The sequence below is a fragment of the Legionella steigerwaltii genome, assembly GCF_001468065.1.
In the GTDB taxonomy this organism is placed as follows: Bacteria; Pseudomonadota; Gammaproteobacteria; order Legionellales; family Legionellaceae; genus Legionella; species Legionella steigerwaltii.
Genome location: NZ_LNYZ01000042.1, coordinates 63,030 through 83,687 on the forward strand (window position 1 = coordinate 63,030; position 20,658 = coordinate 83,687).

The window sequence follows — 20,658 nt, forward strand, 5'->3', positions numbered from 1 at the left end:
ACTGGCTGAGTGTATTATTCTTGCTCGCAACCGGTATTGGCATACTGGCGGTTGCCTATCACTATGTGTATGGGGACTGCTTGCACTATTAGGCATGGCGCCCGACCTCGAGTGGCGATGATGGACCAGTATCAAAAGGACGGGATGCTCCGGGACGGACTCCGTTAATTATTAGTCAACTTGTTCAAAACACATAGGGGATCCGTCCCGGACCGTCCCCCACACAACCAAGCTTAAATCTAATGAGTAATTAGCCAATATTTACGGAGAAAATTATAGTTTTTCTAATTTCATCATGTCCAATTTAATCATATGCTACACTAAATAGGCTTATGCGTTTATTGCACAACTCAAAAGAAGATCAAATGTTGATATAGAGTGAATAACTAATTTTAAATTATGGAGAGCCTTTATGAAAATAAAAGAGATAAAAAGAACTTTTATATCTACGTTATTGGTGTCAATTTTAATCGCAACATCATCATTTGCTAGTTCTGAAGAAAGCACAGTTAATAATAAAATAAACGCAGTCATTACTCCCAAAATTTTTGAAATGGCAAAACGGAATGAAAACTGGAAGCTAGCACTTGTGACGGGTAAAGATGCGCAGGTTGTATTTATGAATATCACCCCTAAGACTAACCCCAACAATGAGATTGGGATGGAAACCCATAAATTTGATCAGGTCATATTTGTTGTTGAAGGCCAGGCTAAATCGGTTCTCAATGGTAAAAATTCAACCGTCACAGCAGGTGATATGATCTTTATCCCTCAAGGAATTCCTCATAATTTTATTAATCTCAATGCGAAGAAACCATTCAAAATAATAAGTGTCTATTCATCTACAGATATTCCTGAAAATGCAGTATATAAACACAAATCTGATATGCCACAAGAGTAACTCGTGGCATATCGATTCAGATCTTCCACATAGGAGTTTTGATGTATATGCAACATAAAGAATATCATCGAATTGAACGAATTGGCTGGTTACGCGCTGCGGTATTGGGTGCAAATGACGGCATTATTTCTACTGCGAGCTTGTTGATTGGTGTTGCTGCTGCTCACACGCCATATAATGGAATACTTGTAGCAGGGATTGCAGGATTAATTGCTGGCGCTATGTCGATGGCTGCAGGTGAGTACATATCCGTAAGCTCACAAGCAGATACAGAAAAATCTGCTCTGCAACGTGAAAAGAATGAACTTGAGTCGAGTTTACCAAATGAAATGGAAGAGCTAACCACTATATACATCAATCGTGGATTAGAGCCCACTTTCGCAAAAGAAGTTGCAAAACAATTGATGGCTAAGGATGCATTAGGTACACATGCTCGCGACGAACTTGGTATTACAGAAATATCGAGTGCACGTCCTCTTCAGGCAGCAATATTTTCCGCTTGTAGTTTTACTCTGGGTTCATTATTACCGATATTAATCATTTTTATTGCTCCAAGAACCTATCTTATTCTAACAATATCAGTGATGGCAGTTCTATTTTTAGCATTACTCGGAGGAGTGGCTGCAAAAGTTGGCCAAGCTCGCATCATATTAGGAGCACTACGTGTTGTGGTCTGGGGAACGCTAGCGATGATGGTGAGTGCAGGTATTGGCTCACTGTTGGGCATAGCTGTATAGACTACCTTTAATTAAATGGTGGGGACGGTCCGGGACGGACTCCGTTAACTATTAGTCAACTTGTTCAAAACACGTAGGGGTCCGTCCCGGACCGTCCCCTAAGCGCTATAAGCGCTAGAGTGGCTATAGTGAGTATTGATCATGGACGATTAGTAGTTAGTGACTCGAGTATTTTATCTCCTATAGCACTCATTATTTGACCACGAGTAGGAGTTTTAATGCACTCAGGTTGAGTTTTGCCAAAAATGGATGTTTTTAGAATACTTGTAAAATCTGGGGTTTTAACACAAGCTTGATCACCGATTTGTGGCTTTGGAATTTTAACACAACCTTCGCGGTTTTTATCATGCTTAAAGAAGCTCATATAATTTCCTCTTATTAAATATTGCTGATATGTCAACTCCTTAATTTAAATAAATCAAGAGTTGCGCGATTATTATACAAATGCTTTCTTAAGGAATCATTAAAATAGGGGAATTGTTGATTTTCGATTGCCTCAAGTTACCTGTTATTGAAGAGAAAATGAGGGTACGTGAGAATGGGGACGGTCCGGGACGGACTCCGTTAATTATTAGTCAACTTGTTCAAAACACATAGGGGTCCGTCCCGGACCGTCCTCCCGGACCGTCCCCACTGATGTTACTAAGCAAACTCAGAATTGCCTGTAAATTCTGATTTACGATGCCTTGAGGATTTCACATGCCAGAGTGGCAGCATCAAAAAAAATGGAATCAGGCAGCAAATAAACAATGTGAGGAAGAAATTATCCCAGCCGTAATTTTTGATAATTGCACCTAATGGAGCACCAGCCAGAACAGCACCTAAACAATAGGCAAAAAATCCGGCAAAGCCAGTTGCAGTCGCCGCTGCTTTTTTATGTGCTAACTCCGCACATGCCATACCAATCATCATTTGCGGTCCAAAGATAAAGAAACCAAAGAAAAAAAGAAACAAAGAATCGAGGAATGGGGTATATCCTCTAGTCAAGGTAAAGAGCAACAAAGTGGCAAATACACCAGCAGTAAAGAGTACATTGATTGGATTGCGTTTACCTTGAAATAGTTTATCAGAGGCCCAGCCGGCAACCAGGCTTCCAAAAAAACCACCCACCTCAAACCATATGACACAACTCCCTGCTGTGATTAAGGAATAATCCTTCACTTCCGTTAAGTACATCATGCTCCAATCATTAATGGCTGTTCGGACAACATAAATAAACAAATAAGAAATGGACAGTATCCAAATATATGGGTTGCTTAACACATAATTCCAAAGAATTTCTTTAACTGATAGTTCTGTTTTTTCTTGATGTTGATTTGATAATCCAGAAAAATCTTGCCGATATTGCTCTATCGCAGGTAAACCAAGCGACTGTGGAGTATCTCTTAAACGATTGATTAAAAAAAGACCTCCTAAAATGCAGAAGATTCCAGGCACAAACATGGCTGAACGCCAGCCGAAATACTGCGCGCACATAGCAACAATCAATGGAATCAATGCCCCCCCAACGTTATGTGATGTATTCCAAATACTCCACCAACGACCGCGTTCTGATTGAGAATACCAATGGGTTAATAATTTAGTACATCCTGGCCATCCCCACCCTTGAAACCAACCATTCAATCCCCAAAAAATAGCAAATAACCACCAGGTGGAAGACAAACCAAACAAAATATTAAAAATACCGGTCAAAATTAGTCCAATCGCCATTAAATAACGAGGATTTGACTTATCGCCAAGAATTCCACTCAAAAATTTGCTGATGCCATAACTTAAGCTCAAAATGCTAGCAATCATTCCCAGTTCAGTTTTGGTCATCCCCAAGGTGCTTTGTAATGCGGGCATCGCGAAGGTAAAACTTTTTCGCGTAAAATAAAACAAAACATATCCTATGTACATTGCATAAAAGGTGCGAATACGCCAATAACGATATTGCCGTTCAACAATAGTTTTATCCTGAATTTCATTAAGATAAGGGGCAGGTTTTAGAAAAGTCAAAAATGCCATGAAGTTCCCTATCATGATAAAAAAATACGATTAGAATGTAACTCGCCAAGTATGTCAAATCATTTTTAATGAAAATGGTAGCGGCATGCTGCCTATTGATAATTTTTTAAAAATTTAAATGGAATTCTTATGAAATTATAAATAAGCTACGCACTTTGTATTAAAAAGGGATTTGTTGGAATGAAAGAAATAGTTAGTTTATTAGAAAAAGAGCAAATCAATTCTGCTGTTCATAAACGTCCTGATGTCATAACGGTTTTGAGAAGAAAATTTCGTACTCAAAAAGATTGGATTATTGCTTCGTTCAATCAATATCAATTTACTGAGGAAGAATCGCAAAAAGTTCAACAAGCCATTCTAAATGGGGATCTTCGCATAACAGATATTTTAATACGTCCGTTTTCCCACTTTTTTTGGAGCTTCCTTACCTTTAAGTGGGGAGAGATACTTTCGGGTGGAAAAAGATTATCTAAGCAAGAGGTCTTACAAATTGCTACCTGCTCTTGCAATGGCCAAGAATTTACAAGAACCCCCATTCAAAATAGAAATAGGCTGATAAAAGGAGTGCCATTAGTCATTGGTAAAGTGGTTACCTCCATGGCGCTTTGTATGGTCTTTTGTCTGGGATTATTAAGTACTTTAGGAGCGCCCTTTGGTTTTAGCCTCGGCTTAGCGATAGTACTTTCCTTATGTAACGGGATAGTGTGTTTATTAAGTCGTGGGAAGGCCATGCTTGATAGTGCTGGCTTTCAACCTAGCAAACAGAAAACGTTTAAGACCCCTGAAGAAAATGAAAAGGAAAAAACAATACTCGATAGAGGTCAGAAATTACTTTTTGGTATTGTGACGTTGTTGGCATGTATTTCTGCCGGCATTACTGGATATGCTGGTCTCGTTGGGCTTCTTACTTTTTTAGGGGCAGGTTTGCTTATCTCTAATCCTCTAGTTTTGGCAGCTACGATTGGATTATCTGTGATTGCAGCGATTTCTTTTTATTCGTTTCAAGCTGTAGGCATACGTGAAAATTATGCAAAATTTAAAAATCTTTTTATTGAAGATTATCAAAAACCTTATGGTCTTTTGCGATGTGTCTTATTAGGAATCGTAAGTACGATCTTTTTAGCTGTTTATGCGACGTTAACTTGGTTTACTACTGTATCAGGGGTTAATAAGTTTTTTAATGCTGTAGGTGCGACTCCTGATACCCTCTTAGCACATACTATTGCTATGATATGTACTTCGACAACTATGTTTGTTAATACTTTTTCACAAGTATATAAAGTCTTTAACCCGAAAACATATGTCGATCTAAAAGAAAAATTTGAATCACTATATCAACCACCGGAAGAAAACCAAACAAAAGGACAAAAGATAAAGCATGGAGCCCTCAATATGCTCAAATTATGTGCTTTGATAGGTGATTCTCTTGCTTATTCTGTTGCCGGTGGAATCCGAAGCGGAATTCATGTTGGTGAAACGCTGGGTGAAGCAATAGGGGAAAAATTTGCATTAACCATTACCATGGCAATATTGTCTCCAGTCATTTTAGTATTCGTATCGATAGCTTTTACTTGGCCTAGCGTTTTTCATAGAAAAAAATCGACTCAATATCCTTCACAGGTGGAGAAGCCAGTGAGTCAAAGTCATGCTTTAGATACACTTCAAAACAATACTCGATTACCAGTATCAGAAAAATTTCCCAAACTTAATAATTCTAAAATTAGGCAAACTGGGCCAAGATTTTTTGATACAGAGTCGAATGAAGAGTTTGCTACTTTAGAGAGAAGAACCGTTTTGACATCCTCCTCGCCATAAATATGGGGACGGTCCGGGACGGACTCCGTTAATTATTAGTCAACTTGTTCAAAATACATTGGGGTCCGTCCCGGACCGTCCCCATTGATACTAATTTGGATTTTTCACGTTAGTTGCTGAGCTCCACTCATATACTTCAAATCCATCGACTGTGTTTTTGGTAGGTTCAAATAGTTCATGGGACTCAATGGGCTTAACGAGGTCTTTAGCTATGAGCACCGTATCAATTGGAGCATGTTTCTGCATGTGTCCCGCAATATCAATAACTCTGTCACTAAACTCTTCTAAAGGAGTTGATAAATCATAATACACAAAACCAGTATTTATGCCACAACGAATATGAAAGTCACGTTTCATCATTTTAATTGATTTATTAAAATCGGTCAGACTTAACAATATATCTCTTGCAGCTGCAATGGCTTGTTCAGTTGTATTGAAACAAGCCATAACTCCATCAGGGGTCCAGGATGCTTTAATGAAGCCATTTTCCTTAAACTTACACGAAATAAAATCGTGATATTGATTAAAATCATGCTCAACAACAACAGGATCTTCCCCGACTTTCATTTCAGTGGATTCAACCACGTCGATTGCTAAAAATGATAGATCTCTTCCTGTTTTTTCAAGTTCCTTTTTTAGTTCGACAAACTGCTTCACTAACTGTTGCCTGCTTTTTTCCTTAAATTTTGAGCTGCCGATGGTTTCTTCCATACTGTGTATTAAAGATTGTTGTTCTGCTGTCATTGTTTTATTTTTAAATTCCTTAATATTAGCCTTAATTTTTGCTTTTTGTATAACAAAAATACATTTAGAAATAATGGAAGAAACAATTAATAGGCCAATAATTGTAATTAATCTGGAAATATCCCAGCCACCTACCCTTGTGGGAATATAATGTTTTATATTCTCATGAATTGCATGGTCTACACCAAGTAATGACGTTAAATAAGAGTAAGAATGTATGTGGCTAATATAAGGGGCAACAGCCCCCAAAATAATCGTAAGTATTAAGCACCAAACTAAAAACTTTAATGCCTTTAAGATAAAAAGAATTGGGGGGTAAAGCATTTTCATATCTTTTTACATAAATTAATTATTTTAAATTATAGCTTATTTTCTGACTCTTGATTTCCTATTCAGAGCTCATGAAAATGCAATGAGTGTAACCTATGTCTCCGGTATATTTTGTTACCTATGTCTCAGAAAGGAAGTTACTGTAGTTTCATAGGCCTTTGGTTTAAAATCTGTTGTTCATTAAGCCAATTCTCTAGAAGTGCCCTTGCTTGTAACGGCTCACTAATTTCAAATGAATTACTCGCTGCTAATCCTTGACCAAGACTTGCATTATGGATAGAGCTTTGACTTTTGTCTAAATAAGTTTGAGCTAGATCACAAGCTCTTAGTGCAGCTTCGATAGAAGCAGAGACTCCACTTAGATTATCTTCTCGAATAGCCCAATTGGCATAATGAAAATAAGCTTCTGCCAACATCATATAAGCATAGCTTCCATAAAGCTCAAGTAAGTTTTTACAATTTTCTATTGCCTCTTTTAATAGTTCGTCACAATAGTCGCTATCCAGCTGAGATTGCTCAATTTTGGAGTAAAGATATTGATTATATCGCTGAACTGCATGCACTGAATTAAAGGTGATTGCTTTTTGTAACCAGAAAATTTCCTCTAAAGAAAAATGGTCTTGTTGTTTTTTCACTTGCTGTGCTTTGTGAAAAAAATAAGCCCCTTGTAATAAATCGAACACATCTACATTTTCATGTAGCAAAAAAACAGTCTGAATTTTTTCTGATGCCGATAAATAAAGTCCGTATAAACAGTATTGTTGCTTCCATAAAGAGTCGTAGATGTCCTTTTTACAGAGTGATTTAAAGATTGGACTTATATTGGCCAGTTTAATAATCAAATTGAGATTACAGGACTCTCTCATTCGGCTAAAAAATGCTTTTTCATCGAATGTATTATTTTTAATTTGCTGCAACAGTAGTTCATCGGCGGCGTTTAAACGATATCTATTTCCCGATACCACTTTATTTTCCACACAATCGAGCATTGACTACCTCCACAGCATAAATGTGTCAATAATAGTACAGTTATTTGTATTGACAATCAATTCAAATTGACACGTTACGCTCCACTTCGAGCTCCAGGTAACCGCCATTCCACAGAGGCAAAAAGTCTACTGGAACATCAACCATTGTTTTCTCAAAAATAATGAAATTGCATTTAATGACCAAATATAATCCTAATTTAATAAAATGTTAACATTAAGGCATTATCATATACAAAAATAAATATGACAGGTGTAAAAATGCAATTAAAATTTGAGAGAAATAGTCGATTAAAGAGAAATATTCCAGGCCAAAGGTCAAACGCCAAATTAACAAGTGTGCAACATAATCATGCTCCTGTAATTACTGTCCCACATTCAACAGAAAATCTTAAAAAAGTAACTGCTTTGGTGACATCTACTTTTTCGACTTACGACAAACACGCGCAAAAACATCTCCAAATTAAACCTATTGTTCAAGGAAGTATGGGGCTTTTGCTCCATGGGGTCGATTTTCAGAAAAATGATAATCCGGGTGATGTAGATATCCTTGCATCGAATGTGAAACTAGCGCATCAGATAATCTGTTGCTTAGGAGAGCATCTGGAAAAAACGGGTTCACCTTATAGAATAGTTACCCGTGGTAACATATTAGTTTATGATTGTACTTTTGTGGATACAACTAAAGAAAACCCAGATTTAACAGTTCAACTGGTCAATAAAGACGATTTTGGCGCTGGCCATATAGTCTCTGTAGAAAAGGAGGGAATTCCTGTCTTACCACCGAAAGAAGCCTTCATTAGCTTACATCAACGAATCAATCGTGAGGGTGGTAGAAGAAAAGATTGGTGTGCGTTTTATACGCTCATAGAGAAATATGGTGAAGAATTTCTGCAAGATGGCTCATTGCAAGAAGAATGGCGAAAGGAGATTAAAGAGTACTTGGCTCTGCCTCAAGATGAAAAGGAACACCGTAAATTTAATGGAGTGGCTCCTACCACGGACGTGGAAGATACTTTTGCTGTTCCAAAAATTAGTACAGAGCAGCTTGCTAAACCAGAATTACCACCGGCAAAAGGTCTAATTGTACAAGTCAGCATGTTCAATAATAATAAAGAGAATGAAAAACAAACAACGACAACTAATCCAGATAATATTACCGAATTATCAGTGGTGATTTGACCAGTAAATATGGGGACGGTCCGGGACGGACCCCAATAATTATTAGTCAACTTGTTCAAATCACATTGGGGTCCGTCCCGGACCGTCCCCATCGGATCCTAAGTGCCGATCGAGTCTAATCCAGCTTCCTCTTTGGGCTTATTCAATTCAGCAGCAACTTTTTCTATATCGAGTGTTACTTCAATAGTTGGTTCATATTTTATTTTCAAATTAGACATGATCCCATCTGCTGAAAGACCGCTCTCTTTTAAGGATTCCATTGCTTTCATAAAGACTTCCTCGGCGTCTTCACGTTTACCTCTAAAGCTTATTAGATCCGCTTCTATTTTAACTGAATGCATAGATTTCCCTGTAAATAATTTAGCGACTAAGCTGGAGATGTTCTCATCTTCAAGCGCAGATGATTTTGGCTTTCTATCATAGAAACCAAGACCTCCTGTAGACGCAGGCACAGGAGAAGCTAATGACCTAAGTAGTTTAATATCAAACGGACCATATAGATTTTTAAGCTGTTCTGATTTCTTTAAAAGTAAATCTACTTCTGCATCAGTATTTTTACAGAAATAAGCTATTTCCCTAAAATCGCGAGTTACTAAAGCCGGCCTTACATTTGTGAATCCTTCAAAAAGCTTTTGAATCACTTTACACGCGTCGCCAGTGGGTTGCATTACAGATAAAAAACCCACCCCAGCATTTTCATCTTTGCCCATTACCAAACTACTAGCCTTCTTAGGCCGCTCTGAAACGGCTACTTTAAAATAGTCTTTTGGATTTTTTTTAAATTGTTCAGGATACTCCTTGAGAAGCGCTGTCATAACAGCTTGTATATTTGTAACGCATATTTTCTTTTTTTGATCTAGGCTTAATGAAGATCCTTTCTCTTCTTTTGTAGGCTGACTCTTTTCTTGCATAATAATCCCCTACCAATACTGATAACATAGATTAAATAATAATAGCATATTGCCATGTTGCTATTATCCTGTAAGGATTACCATGCGAGTAGAAGGATAAGCATGCACAGCAACTGCCTTCAAATAAAAATTTAAGACAGTTACTAAACTGCTAATTTTGAAGATTATCTTTTTCTTGTTCAAGCCATTCCAAAAAGGCATTACGATCGGCTTGAGACAAGTTAAAAAATTTATTTTTAATTGTCTCAATAGGATGTTGTTGTTTTCTGGGAACTCTGACCCACGCATCGTTTAGATTTATTTTTCCTTGTATCACATGTTCATAGGCAATAGGATCTTTCTTTTTTAATTTCAAAAGTTGCCCATCTACAGATCTCGAACGAGAGGGTAAATACGTAATATTGTTTTCCTGATACAGATTAGGATTCGTATTATCTTGCTCTCTAAGGTCATTATTCAGATCTTTAATAGAGATTTTATTTTCCTTTGCATATACCCTGGCACAGTTATCCACCATGCTAAGAACATCCCCCCAATGAGCTACATGCTGCTTATTTATGTCCATGGCAGACCGTAATAACCACAACATTTCATTGTTGGTAATACCCAGGCCGTCTGCTGATTTATCAAGAGCATATTCCCCAAAATTGTTATAGGAATTATTTCTTTTTTTCCAAATTTCCCGTTCAATAATCTGTGATATCACGGGAGGAAGACTCTGAAAGATAAGTTGATTAAATTCACCTATATACTGATTCGCTTGAGCATGTAGTTCTTCATCAGAGAGGATTGCCTTTTCTTCATTTGATATTTCTTCTGATTGCATTGTAAATCCACAATTGAGTAATAACCGTTCGGTATCTAAATGGCTATCTTAAGCTGATAAGCTTATTGAACTCAATAAGTGATCCCAAAATAGGGTATTACAAATTTGAAAAAAATCATGATTTGTTTATACTAATTTATATTATCCATGAAAGGGAAATCAGGAATGGACAAGGGTAAAAAATTACAAATTGTGACCTCATTAGCCATTATCAATACTTTTGCATCTCCTATTTGGGGAAACATAAATAACGATTTGCAAAATAAACCTCAAACAATATCTCTGGAATCTGCTGATATAAAAAACGCCCGGGATGTTTCTAAAAGCACGGTAAAAATTAGATCAAAACATTTGGTAAAGCTTAGTAAACTAACGAATAAAACGGCCTATTCTACGACGCATACAGCCGGAACTACCACACATTATTAATTGATCTGACCTATAGCAATCACGTGAAGCCAATGCAATTTATCGTGGAAAAACAGGATATTACTGCAGAAATAAGCATTTTGTTTCGCGAAGAAACTCTATTTACTCTCAACCCCATGCCCGCCTTAATATGGAATAAAAAATTGCAACAGTCATTATTGCAAGCGGAGCACTATTTAAATCGTCTAAACACTATTAGTAAATATTTTTTAACCCCCTCGTTACTTCTAAAACCATTCATAACTAATCCATCGCTAACTCAAAAAGAAGAAATTACAGACCAGCATAAAATAATCGTTTGTCCACGTGGAAATTTAACTGATTTAAGTACATTGCTTCGCTATCATGTAGCGATTGAATACAGTTTGGAATTATTAAGCACTAACTTGATATCCATAGAATTATTACAAAAAATACACAAAAAAATGACGCAAGATGATTCGAATAGTCAACGTTTTCATCCCGGAGAAATCAGGGCAAAACAAGTCGTATTAAAAAATCATAAAACAGGGAAAATCCAATATAAACCTCCGTCTGCAAAATGTTTACCTTATTGCTTGATAAATCATGATTTATTTCTTCAAGATAAAACGTTTTCTCCAGTACTGCACGCGGCTATTAGCCACGTTCAATTTATATCGATTCATCCTTTTTATGATGGAAATGGTCGAATTGGAAACTTATTAATTGGATTATTACTTGCTCAAAATAAACAATTTCCGGAGCATTTTTTATCTGTAGTCGTGTTTTTCATATACAGCTATTTTTATTCAACTGTAGGGGCCTATTCGAAAGCAATTAGTCAAGCGCGCAAAGGGTATTGGTATGAGTGGCTTATTTATTTTTTTGATATTATTTCATTAGTCTGTTGTGAATTAGTCTCTAGAATGGAGCATATCCAACAAATACTTAAAGAGTATAAAATTCGTGCCTCTACTCATTTAAAAACTATTGAAAATAAAATCATAAATCAGCTATTCAATACTCCTTTCTTTACCGCTCGTGAGATGGCTAATGAATTAGATGTGTCTCTATCAAGAACCTATTATGCTATTCATAATCTTCAAGATAAAAATATTTTAACAGCACTTTATCGCTCTGGAAGAACAATCATATATGGCTCTGCTGATATTATACAGGTGCTTGACAAACCCGTTATATTGAATAAACAGCGCATGGTTTAAATAAGTAGTTTTGAGTTTAATGAGCAATAACACTTAATACCCTCTTAATAATGTTCATTTATAATACATCCTGTACTTTTAAAACATATAGTGTGTATTATGCAAAAGAAAATAGAAATCGAAGTTGTCGAAAGAACTTCAAAGGTAGTGGTAAATTACCACAAACATCCCGAAGTCGGTGGTACTGGACATGTTTCAATAGTAGCGACTCATGGGGGTAGAAAGCACGTGATTAGTGTTTATCCAACTTCTGAGTTATCTGCACTAACACCTCTTGCAACGGCTACGTTCCATGTTTTCCCTACAAAAGCAGTAAATCATAGTTCCCCATCTAAATCGGACAGTCCTATTCATTCCTCATATGACGTTACTGATAAGATAGAGAATATAGGTGCGGTTATTGAAGCGATGGAACAATTAAACGAATCAATGGATTCAGGACTGGCTAGCTTTAGCTTAACCCCGGGTTCACTTACAAAAACTACAGCAGCAATTTTGAACAGCAATTCTTCTACCACGAATATGATGTTAGGATTGAAGACGTTCGATAGAGATCTCATTGATTCTGAAATTTCAAAAGTTGAAGTAATTAATTGTGCCGAAGCAGTAAGCAGAGTCCTCGAAGCAGGTGGTATGGAGAGACCCGAAGGCATAATGTCCTTTCCTGCACCAGCAAAAATTAATAGTCATTTTGAGTCTCAGTTTAAAGCAACAGAAGATACTGATACAGAGCAACCCGGTCTTTTTAGAAGCATGTTCAATTCTGTAAGAGACTTCTTTACTTCGAAAGAAACTTCGAAAGAAACTTCGAAAGAAACTTCGAAAGAAACTCATTCCAGCAGAGAAACAACGTATGGAAGCTCGATTAGCTACGATTATGATTGGTCTGCTCATGATAGTGCGCCTTCCGAGGAACCTAAAAAAGTGGAGGTGCAGACAGACACATCTGAAGAGCAAGTATCTAGAGATGAAGATACCTCTACTCCAGAGCCAGCATCTAGAGATGAAGATACCTCTACTCCGAGAGCTTCAGAAAGTTCTGAATCCTTTTTCAGTGAAACTATTCCTCAACAAAGGGAAGAAGAAAGTGATTTGAATTTTTCTCAAAGATGTGATGCCACTGTTGGGTCTTATTTTTAACTTAATCAAGCTGCCGCCCTTTTAAAGGGCGGTATGTTTTTGTGCTAGAGAATGTCTCTCATAGTTTTCATGAAGGCGTGCCTTAGCTACTAACCTTGCAACCAGCCCCATTGTTCCATATAATCATTTGGGCAATTTTTATCAAAGATGTTCGTCGCATCAACAGCATTGGTTTGGTTTGCTGTTAAAATAACCAATAAAGGGAGGAATCCTTTATGTTAAGTAAAAAGGAAGACGCAAGTATAGGATCAGTCCAATTAGAAGATCTAATAGAAGACGATACAGCCATCATCTATGTTTGGTCAAGCGGATTCAATAGCCTTGGTCATGTCTCAATTAAGTTTAAAGACGATTATGGGAGTATTTGGCCAAAATCAACCCCTGCTGGAGGTCTTACGTCAATATGGCCATTAAAAGCCACTTTAGCTACAAAATTAGAAGATGATTGCATGCAGGAAGCAATTAGACCCAAAGAAGAGTTCGCAAATCTTATGGAGCCTGTCGAGATTTTACCTGTAAAACCCGATAAAGTATTTGTAGTACGTGGCCTTGATACACAAAAAATGAGAAATGAGCTCACCCGAATAAAAGAAGGATTTGATACAGGCGAAGTATGCTACCAACTTCTCCCTGGAGTAAAAACATCTGGCTTTCTACACAGCATTCTTTCAGGGAATCCTAAGAACACAGAAGTATATAACTGTGTTACGCTTACAGGACATTTATTAGCAGCTGGTGGCAAGTCTTTAATTAACGATCCTTGGGCAACTCCATCTAATTTTGCAGAAAAATTAGACAATCTAGATCAGGTAAAACTACTCAATCCCCCTGCAACTGACACTGAAAAGCCACGTATTCAGGAAGATGCTCCCAAAGCTGAATCAGCAGCTACTTCGATTAGGAACAGACTGACAAGCCGTTGGTTTAGCGATGATTATTTTGATGCGGATACAAATAGTCAGGAGGCAACCGATACACGTTCGGAAACTCAAGAATCTGTATCTAGGATGGAAGATACACCCAGTCCAAAAGTTTCAGAAACTTCCTTTTCCTTTTTTGACAATGAAAATAATGGTTCATCCTTTTTGCAACGAAGAGATGAGGAATCTGATTCAAGATACATACAAAGAATAGATTCAATGTCCAATTAAAAATCCATATCGAACCTATGGCCCGATTTCCCGGCTGCAAGCAGCCGGGCTACATTTAGGCCATCTCGAGCCAACATATGTTTTTTTATAGAGTATATAATCGTGCTAACTCTGATAAGGATTGCTCAAGGGTTTCGAGTATGAAATTTACTTGCTCCTGATTAATTGTCAAAGGCGGTGCTATTCGAAAGACATTACCAAACTGTCCTCCTTTTCCAACTAATAACCCTTTATCCTTACACAAATCCATTAACTGAAATGCTTCATCAGATGCTGGTGTTTTTGTTATGGGATCTTTGACAAGTTCAATCCCTAAAAGCAAGCCGCGACCGCGGACATCGCCAATGATAGGGTATTTCTTTTGTAATTGCTGGAAACCATCTTTTAGTAGATTGCCCATAAGACGTGCATTTTCAACAAGCTGTTCTTCTTTAATAATTTCCAATGTGAGTCTAGACTGGATCATTTGCAATGGGTCACCTGCAAACGTATTAAAATACGTTTTTCCAGTCATTGTTTCAGCAACCTCAGTTTTCATCAGTACTGCCCCAACTGCAGCGCCGTTACCTAATCCTTTAGCCATGGTTACCATATCTGCATCGATATCCAAAGTTTTGGTAAGCAAAACATCACCACCCCCACGACCTGCTCCGGTTTGTACTTCGTCACTGATGTATTTACCACCGTAATTATGAACAATGCGGGCGACCTCTGTAAAATACTCATCAGGAGGAGTAATAAAACCACCTACACCCAGCACGGGTTCCAGGATAAAAGCAGCGATTTTTCCGTGTGTTGAATTTTGAATGGTTGTTTCAACATTTTTCGCACATGACAGATCGCAACTATCAGGTTTTTGTTTGAATGGACAACGATAGCAATAGGGTTCAACAGCAGATGTTACGCCAGTAACAGGCTGTCCCCTGAAACGCCAGATTGAATGGCCACATGAGGCAAGTGCAGCAGAAGTACCCCCATGATACGAGTGACGTACATTCACTACCATCGTTTCTCCGGTTGCATGGCGTGCTGCCATTATGGCAAGTTCATTAGCTTCGGAACCGGAATTAGTAAAGGATACCCTGTCCATACCATTAGGTGCCTCTTCAAGCAACCGTTCTGCGGTTTCGATGGGTTCCTTATTTAAATAGAGTAAGCTCGTGTGTTGAATTACATCATCTTCGAGTGCGTCAATAAGCGCTTTTTTGATCTTAGGATGATTGTGTCCGGCTGAGATACAAACAATTCCACCTATGGCATCAAGGTAACGTTTTCCTTCGGAGTCCCATACGTAAGTACCCTGCGCTTTAACAAGTTGAATTGGCTCTTTATGGTAAAATCCAGCAGTAGGTAAAAAGTGTTTTTTTCTGAAATCAATAAGTTCTTCGTTTGAGCGTAGTTGTCTTTGATCATTGTTTTCATTCATGAGGGTTGATTCCTTTTATGTTTATAAAGACTTGAACTTGTAAATAAAGAGCTTTTGCAGACTCCTTTTACTTCAAATTCTTGTTGATTTATTTTAAGACTTACATCTTTTGCTCGTGTTTCTTGAACACTATATGTTTTTTTATGGTTCATATCTTTATCCTTCTCCTTTTTACATTCGTTATTAAAACAAGTTATACAACATATTTAAGATACCTGAAGTGGATTATGCGACGATTCTTGGTATCGATCAAACAGAGAATTTTCCAGCAAATAGGTTGGATCATTTTGACCCAACCTACTTCTTGTTTTTCAAGCACTAAACGTAGCACTAACTGTTGCCGAAAATGCTGGTGTGTTGGTAAGCGGGTTACATGGACCAGCAAATCCACCTGTTGTAGCATTCATTGGACATTGCCAAAGTGTTTGAGTTGCATCGCCGATATAAGCGTAAGTAGTGCCAGAAAATGTATAAAATGAATTGAAGATTATATCAAGAAATGCTGGGCTATTTGTAAGCGCCGTGCATGGAGCAGAAAATCCACCTGAAGCATTCATTGGACACTGCCAGAGTGTAGAAGTGTTATCTGCAATATAAGCATAGGTTGTACCTGAAAAAGTATAAAACGCCACGTTAACCGTACTATTAAATGGCGATGTTGGGTTTGTAAGCGCAGTACAGGTACCACTAAAACCTCCGGTAGCATTCATTGGGCATTGCCAAATTTTACTTGTTGTATCACTTAGATAGGCATAGGTAATACCAGAAAAAGTTTGAAAGGTTAGAAATCTAATCGCATTAAATGCTGGTGTGTTGGTCAGGGCTGTACAGCTACTGGAAAATCCACCTGTTGTTGCATCTATTGGACACTGCCATAGCGTATTAGTTAAATCACCAACATAGGCATAGGTGACACCTGAAAAAGTATGAAATGAAGGGGCAAAGGCATCAAAAAATGATGGTGAATTGGTAAGGTTAGTACAAGTACCGCTAAAGCCACCTGTAGTAGGATCGATTGGGCATTGCCATAGTGGATTGTTTTCAGTACCAATATAGGCATAAGTGGTACCAGAAAATGTATCGAGCGTTGCACCAGTAGTCGGAAATAGTGAGGGTGTATTAGTCAAGGACGTGCATGTACCACTAAACCCACCCGTAGCATTCATTGGGCATTGCCACAGATTAGCGGATAGATCCGTAATATAAGCAAATCTAGGGTGGCAGTTAACCGTTACATTATTAATTGACGAGCCATTAATAACTCCAGCACCATTTGTAATAGTGCAGGTAAGGCCTGTAGGTTGACTCAATATTGTAACGAGATAGGAACTGTTATTAGTCAGTGCAGTTGGGAATTGGAATATTTTGTCATTAGCACTTACGGGTAAATTATCACCGCCGTTGTTTTGTAAGACCAATCCATTTGTCGTCAATCCAGAAATTGTTCCACCTACAGTATACGTATTTACGGTGCAAGAAACACTTACATTGGTCACATCAGCGGTTATATTAGAACCCGAGCCATTAGTAACCGTACAGGTTAAATTGGCAGGTTGGCTCACCACAGTAACATTATAACTCCCTCCGTAGGGAACCAATGAAGGAAATTGAAATGCGTTGGCATTGGCACTGACAGGTAAATTATCGCTGCCATTGTGTAATACGAGTCCGTTTGCTGTCAATCCAGAAATACTTCCACTAATTGAATAAGCGTTCGTTTTTAAAAGGGTAATCGCTTTGGGAGTCTTATCGCTAACTGAAAATAGACAGTACCCATTAGGTATTGGCTTACACACGACACCTAGGTCAGCAATTTTATATCCTGGTGTATTGATTTTAATTCCAGCAGATAAATAAACGTGATTGGGCACAGTAGTTCTTATATTGAGACTTAATGCGGAGACATTCGTGTTTTGGCACGTGGCAGTACCCCTTTCCCATCTAGGCATAAATTTAAATTAACCGCACCAGGATTTCCTGTAGCCGACACATCAAAAACAGAGCCTGCAGCAGCGATGCATACTTGCGTTAGTATCAGGCATAGAGCAGCGGTAAGTTGGGTTAAAATTTTTTTCATCGAGGCATATTCCTTTAAAAAGATTAAATAGTTCGGTAATCACCACAACATATTGATTTAATCGATCCTTTTTTAAAATTAGTTTGTAGCGTCTAAGATTACGTTCAAAATTTTTAGAAAGTTCGAGTTAATATAATCAGAAAATTTTAAATTTGATAGTATTTAATTGACTCATATCCCATCTCCAAGCCATGGCTATAATTTTCTGCCTATTCAATTTTGAACATATAGATACTGGAATAAGCGGAATCTTCAATATTGAATTAAATTGGACCAGAATTTCCATGTTTATCAATAAACTTTTTTATTGAATCAAAGTTTTGCCAATTAGATTCTATAATTTTTAAATAGACAGGAGTTTAATTAATGGATTATTGATGATAGCTCTGATAAAAAAATTGCGTTTCCTTTTTTTGTTCTTTGTTATTTTAATTTTTTGTATGCTCAGAGCTATTGACGCTCTAACTGGCATACGACCAATAGCAGATTTGTTTTTAATTACACTTATTATTACGAGCTTGATAGTAATTGCTGAGCATAAGCAAAAATTTGTTTACGCCCTATTCATTTTAGGAGTATTCGAAATAGGTTTGATTGCAATTAACATATGGATAATAAGTTTTCCTGAACATATTTTAAGATTACTATTTGGAATACTTTTTTTCCTATTGATGACTATTACCTGTATCCAACTGACATTGCAGGATAAAACAATTAGTATTACAACCTTATTTGGTTCTCTCTCTGCTTATCTATTTATTGGATTAACTTTCGCCTATTTATACTTACTTATTTATTTACTGTATCCTCAATCGATATCAGGTTTGGAACCCTACGCTGATACTAGAGCAATCTATTTTTCTTTTATCACATTAACCACGGTGGGATTTGGCGATGTGGTAGCTACAGACCCAGTCATGCAATGCCTGTCCTGGATGGAAGCCTTCTGTGGACAAGCCTATTTAGCTATTTTTATTTCCCAGCTTGTAGGAAGATATATTGCTACGAATAAATAATTATAAAAAATAGCATAGTAACCGAAATTGAACGTAGCATATAATTTTCGTTGGCCGCATAATGTCCTTAAGACGCAAGGAGTAAAGCCCATTCATGCAAAACGATATTGCCATTTCAATCACAGCGCTTAAAAAGATTTATGATAATGGGTTTAAAGCACTGGATGATATCCACCTTGAGATTCGTCGGGGTGAGATTTTTGCGTTGCTTGGGCCGAATGGAGCAGGCAAAACGACTCTCATTAATGCAATTTGCGGCATTGTACAACCCACTGGTGGCACTGTTACCATAGCGGGCTATGATAACATCACCCAATACCGTGAGGCACGCACTGCTGTCGGCTTAGTTCCACAAGAACTCACGACTGATGCATTTGAAACGGTATGGAACACAGTAACCTTCAGCAGAGGTTTATTTGGCAAGCCAAAGAATTCTTTATATATTGAAGGACTACTGAAACGTCTTTCACTTTGGGATAAAAAAGACGAACAGATTCAATACTTGTCGGGTGGGATGAAACGTCGAGTCATGGTAGCCAAAGCGCTATCACACGAACCTCAAATTCTCTTTCTTGATGAGCCTACAGCAGGTGTTGATGTGGAGCTGCGCAAATCCATGTGGGCGCAAGTAAGAACCTTACGTGAAACAGGTATTACGATTATTCTTACCACCCACTATATCGAAGAAGCACAACTAATGGCCGACCGTGTGGGTATTATTAACAAAGGCAATTTAATTCTGACTGAAGAAAAAAAAACGTTAATGCATAAAATGGGTAAACGGCAGATGATTTTCATGTTACGCGAGCCACTAGCAACCATACCATCAGGATTAAGAGACTACCCTTTGACACTAGAAGAAGATGACAATGGTGGCAAATTGATTCTGACGTATGATGTTGAAGCCGATAATGATATTTCAGAAATATTGGATAACCTAAAATCACATGGCATACGACCCAAAGATATCTACAGTCATCAAAGCAGTTTAGAAGAAATTTTCATTGGATTGTTGGGGAAAAAATGAATATACGTGGTGTTTGTGCAATTTATACATTTGAAATGTCGCGCACGTTTCGTACGATTGGACAAAGCATTGCCTCTCCTGTTATCTCAACTGTCCTGTATTTTATTGTGTTTGGGTCTGCTATCGGCTCCCACATGCAAGCGATTAATGGCATACCTTATGGTGCTTTTATTGTTCCAGGCCTTATTATGCTAACCGTTTTGGGCCAAAGTGTGTCCAATGCATCATTCGGCATTTATTTTCCGCGTTTTACAGGAACCATCTATGAAATTCTCTCTGCCCCGCTTTCTTTTGTCGAAATAGTATTAGGTTATGTGGGGGCAGCAGCAACTAAATCGGTGCTCATCGGTGTGATTGTGCTCGCAACAGCCTGGTTTTTTGTACCGCTGCATATTGCACATCCGCTTTGGATGACATTTTTTTTAATTATGACCAGCATTACCTTTAGCCTACTTGGTTTTATCACAGGAATATGGGCCGATGATTTTGAGAAATTACAATTGATTCCTCTCCTAATCATTACCCCGCTCACCTTTCTTGGTGGCAGTTTTTATTCCATCCATATGCTGCCTTCGTTCTGGTATCAGATTTCACTGGCAAATCCAGTGGTTTATTTGGTGAGCGGATTTCGCTGGAGCTTTTACGAACACAGTGATGTGAGTGTCACAATCAGTGTCACGATGATTTTAGCATTTACCGTAATATGTCTGGCAATTATTAGCTGGATTTTTAAAACGGGGTATGGATTAAAAAAATAAAGCAGAACATA

21 protein-coding genes are annotated in these 20,658 nt (G+C 37.7%); 11 read left to right on the plus strand and 10 right to left on the minus strand.

All coding sequences use genetic code 11. From position 1 onward, the window contains the following. Positions 1–412: 412 nt before the first annotated feature. Both Lstg_RS16570 and Lstg_RS16575 read left to right on the plus strand, forming a co-directional pair. Positions 413–901 carry a cupin domain-containing protein gene (locus Lstg_RS16570; RefSeq protein ID WP_058478720.1) on the plus strand — a complete coding sequence of 163 codons (489 nt, stop codon included), beginning with the start codon at positions 413–415 and terminating at the stop codon, positions 899–901. A 41-nt stretch (positions 902–942) separates the two neighbouring features. Then, the gene (locus tag Lstg_RS16575) at positions 943–1,638 is read left to right on the plus strand and encodes a VIT1/CCC1 transporter family protein (protein WP_425324445.1); all 696 of its coding nucleotides are present in this window, start codon (positions 943–945) and stop codon (positions 1,636–1,638) included. Between the two features lie 139 nt (positions 1,639–1,777). Here the strand turns inward: Lstg_RS16575 and Lstg_RS16580 are convergent, their stop codons facing one another. Both Lstg_RS16580 and uhpC read right to left on the minus strand, forming a co-directional pair. Then, the gene (locus tag Lstg_RS16580; RefSeq protein WP_058478721.1) at positions 1,778–2,002 is read right to left on the minus strand and encodes a hypothetical protein; all 225 of its coding nucleotides are present in this window, start codon (positions 2,000–2,002) and stop codon (positions 1,778–1,780) included. Positions 2,003–2,280: 278 nt separating this feature from the next. Continuing rightward, positions 2,281–3,645, minus strand: coding sequence for an MFS transporter family glucose-6-phosphate receptor UhpC (gene uhpC, locus Lstg_RS16585; protein ID WP_058478722.1), 1,365 nt, complete (start codon positions 3,643–3,645; stop codon positions 2,281–2,283). 180 nt (positions 3,646–3,825) lie between these two features. On the opposite strand from uhpC, the gene Lstg_RS16590 reads away from it, so the two are divergent. Then, positions 3,826–5,460 (plus strand): hypothetical protein, encoded by a 1,635-nt coding sequence (locus Lstg_RS16590; RefSeq protein ID WP_058478723.1) that lies wholly within the window; start codon positions 3,826–3,828, stop codon positions 5,458–5,460. Between the two features lie 90 nt (positions 5,461–5,550). On the opposite strand, the gene Lstg_RS16595 is transcribed toward Lstg_RS16590, so the two are convergent. Next, complete coding sequence (locus tag Lstg_RS16595) at positions 5,551–6,528, minus strand: adenylate/guanylate cyclase domain-containing protein (protein ID WP_238585472.1); 978 nt, start codon at positions 6,526–6,528, stop codon at positions 5,551–5,553. Positions 6,529–6,671: 143 nt separating this feature from the next. Further along, the gene (locus Lstg_RS16600) at positions 6,672–7,523 is read right to left on the minus strand and encodes a DUF5630 domain-containing protein (protein ID WP_058478725.1); all 852 of its coding nucleotides are present in this window, start codon (positions 7,521–7,523) and stop codon (positions 6,672–6,674) included. A gap of 258 nt (positions 7,524–7,781) precedes the next feature. Between Lstg_RS16600 and Lstg_RS16605 the strand changes: the two genes are divergently transcribed. Next, a complete protein-coding gene (locus Lstg_RS16605; RefSeq protein ID WP_058478726.1) occupies positions 7,782–8,702 on the plus strand; it encodes a hypothetical protein in 921 nt (306 codons plus the stop codon). A gap of 98 nt (positions 8,703–8,800) precedes the next feature. Here the strand turns inward: Lstg_RS16605 and Lstg_RS16610 are convergent, their stop codons facing one another. After that, entirely contained in the window at positions 8,801–9,613 is an 813-nt protein-coding gene (locus Lstg_RS16610; protein ID WP_058478727.1) for a hypothetical protein, read from the minus strand. A gap of 151 nt (positions 9,614–9,764) precedes the next feature. Then, positions 9,765–10,439, minus strand: a complete 675-nt coding sequence (locus tag Lstg_RS16615) for a hypothetical protein (RefSeq protein WP_058478728.1) — start codon at positions 10,437–10,439, stop codon at positions 9,765–9,767. A 165-nt stretch (positions 10,440–10,604) separates the two neighbouring features. Here Lstg_RS16615 and Lstg_RS16620 point away from each other — a divergent pair, with 165 nt between their 5' ends. The 4 genes from Lstg_RS16620 to Lstg_RS16635 all read left to right on the plus strand — a co-directional run bounded on the left by Lstg_RS16620 (position 10,605) and on the right by Lstg_RS16635 (position 14,343). Further along, positions 10,605–10,868: a hypothetical protein gene (locus Lstg_RS16620; protein ID WP_058478729.1), complete on the plus strand. Its 264-nt coding sequence runs from the start codon at positions 10,605–10,607 to the stop codon at positions 10,866–10,868. 32 nt (positions 10,869–10,900) lie between these two features. Further along, entirely contained in the window at positions 10,901–12,052 is a 1,152-nt protein-coding gene (locus Lstg_RS16625; RefSeq protein WP_058478730.1) for a Fic family protein, read from the plus strand. Between the two features lie 99 nt (positions 12,053–12,151). Further along, a complete protein-coding gene (locus Lstg_RS16630; protein ID WP_058478731.1) occupies positions 12,152–13,192 on the plus strand; it encodes a hypothetical protein in 1,041 nt (346 codons plus the stop codon). 215 nt (positions 13,193–13,407) lie between these two features. Continuing rightward, positions 13,408–14,343 (plus strand): hypothetical protein, encoded by a 936-nt coding sequence (locus Lstg_RS16635; protein WP_058478732.1) that lies wholly within the window; start codon positions 13,408–13,410, stop codon positions 14,341–14,343. 85 nt (positions 14,344–14,428) lie between these two features. Here the strand turns inward: Lstg_RS16635 and Lstg_RS16640 are convergent, their stop codons facing one another. The 4 genes from Lstg_RS16640 to Lstg_RS16650 all read right to left on the minus strand — a co-directional run bounded on the left by Lstg_RS16640 (position 14,429) and on the right by Lstg_RS16650 (position 17,846). Continuing rightward, positions 14,429–15,769 carry an aspartate aminotransferase family protein gene (locus Lstg_RS16640; protein WP_058478733.1) on the minus strand — a complete coding sequence of 447 codons (1,341 nt, stop codon included), beginning with the start codon at positions 15,767–15,769 and terminating at the stop codon, positions 14,429–14,431. After that, positions 15,766–15,921: a hypothetical protein gene (locus Lstg_RS18070; RefSeq protein ID WP_165481740.1), complete on the minus strand. Its 156-nt coding sequence runs from the start codon at positions 15,919–15,921 to the stop codon at positions 15,766–15,768. Before Lstg_RS18070 ends, Lstg_RS16640 begins: the two co-directional genes overlap by 4 nt. Positions 15,922–16,080: 159 nt before the next feature. Next, positions 16,081–17,640 (minus strand): hypothetical protein, encoded by a 1,560-nt coding sequence (locus Lstg_RS16645; RefSeq protein WP_058478734.1) that lies wholly within the window; start codon positions 17,638–17,640, stop codon positions 16,081–16,083. 20 nt (positions 17,641–17,660) lie between these two features. Further along, positions 17,661–17,846: a hypothetical protein gene (locus tag Lstg_RS16650; protein WP_058478735.1), complete on the minus strand. Its 186-nt coding sequence runs from the start codon at positions 17,844–17,846 to the stop codon at positions 17,661–17,663. A 377-nt stretch (positions 17,847–18,223) separates the two neighbouring features. On the opposite strand from Lstg_RS16650, the gene Lstg_RS16655 reads away from it, so the two are divergent. From Lstg_RS16655 to Lstg_RS16665, 3 genes are all read left to right on the plus strand, one after another. Beyond that, positions 18,224–18,862, plus strand: coding sequence for an ion channel (locus tag Lstg_RS16655; protein ID WP_058478736.1), 639 nt, complete (start codon positions 18,224–18,226; stop codon positions 18,860–18,862). 94 nt (positions 18,863–18,956) lie between these two features. Then, positions 18,957–19,889: an ABC transporter ATP-binding protein gene (locus tag Lstg_RS16660; RefSeq protein WP_058478737.1), complete on the plus strand. Its 933-nt coding sequence runs from the start codon at positions 18,957–18,959 to the stop codon at positions 19,887–19,889. Beyond that, entirely contained in the window at positions 19,886–20,647 is a 762-nt protein-coding gene (locus tag Lstg_RS16665; protein WP_058478738.1) for an ABC transporter permease, read from the plus strand. The genes Lstg_RS16660 and Lstg_RS16665 overlap by 4 nt, the downstream gene beginning before the upstream one ends. Positions 20,648–20,658 lie beyond the last annotated feature (11 nt).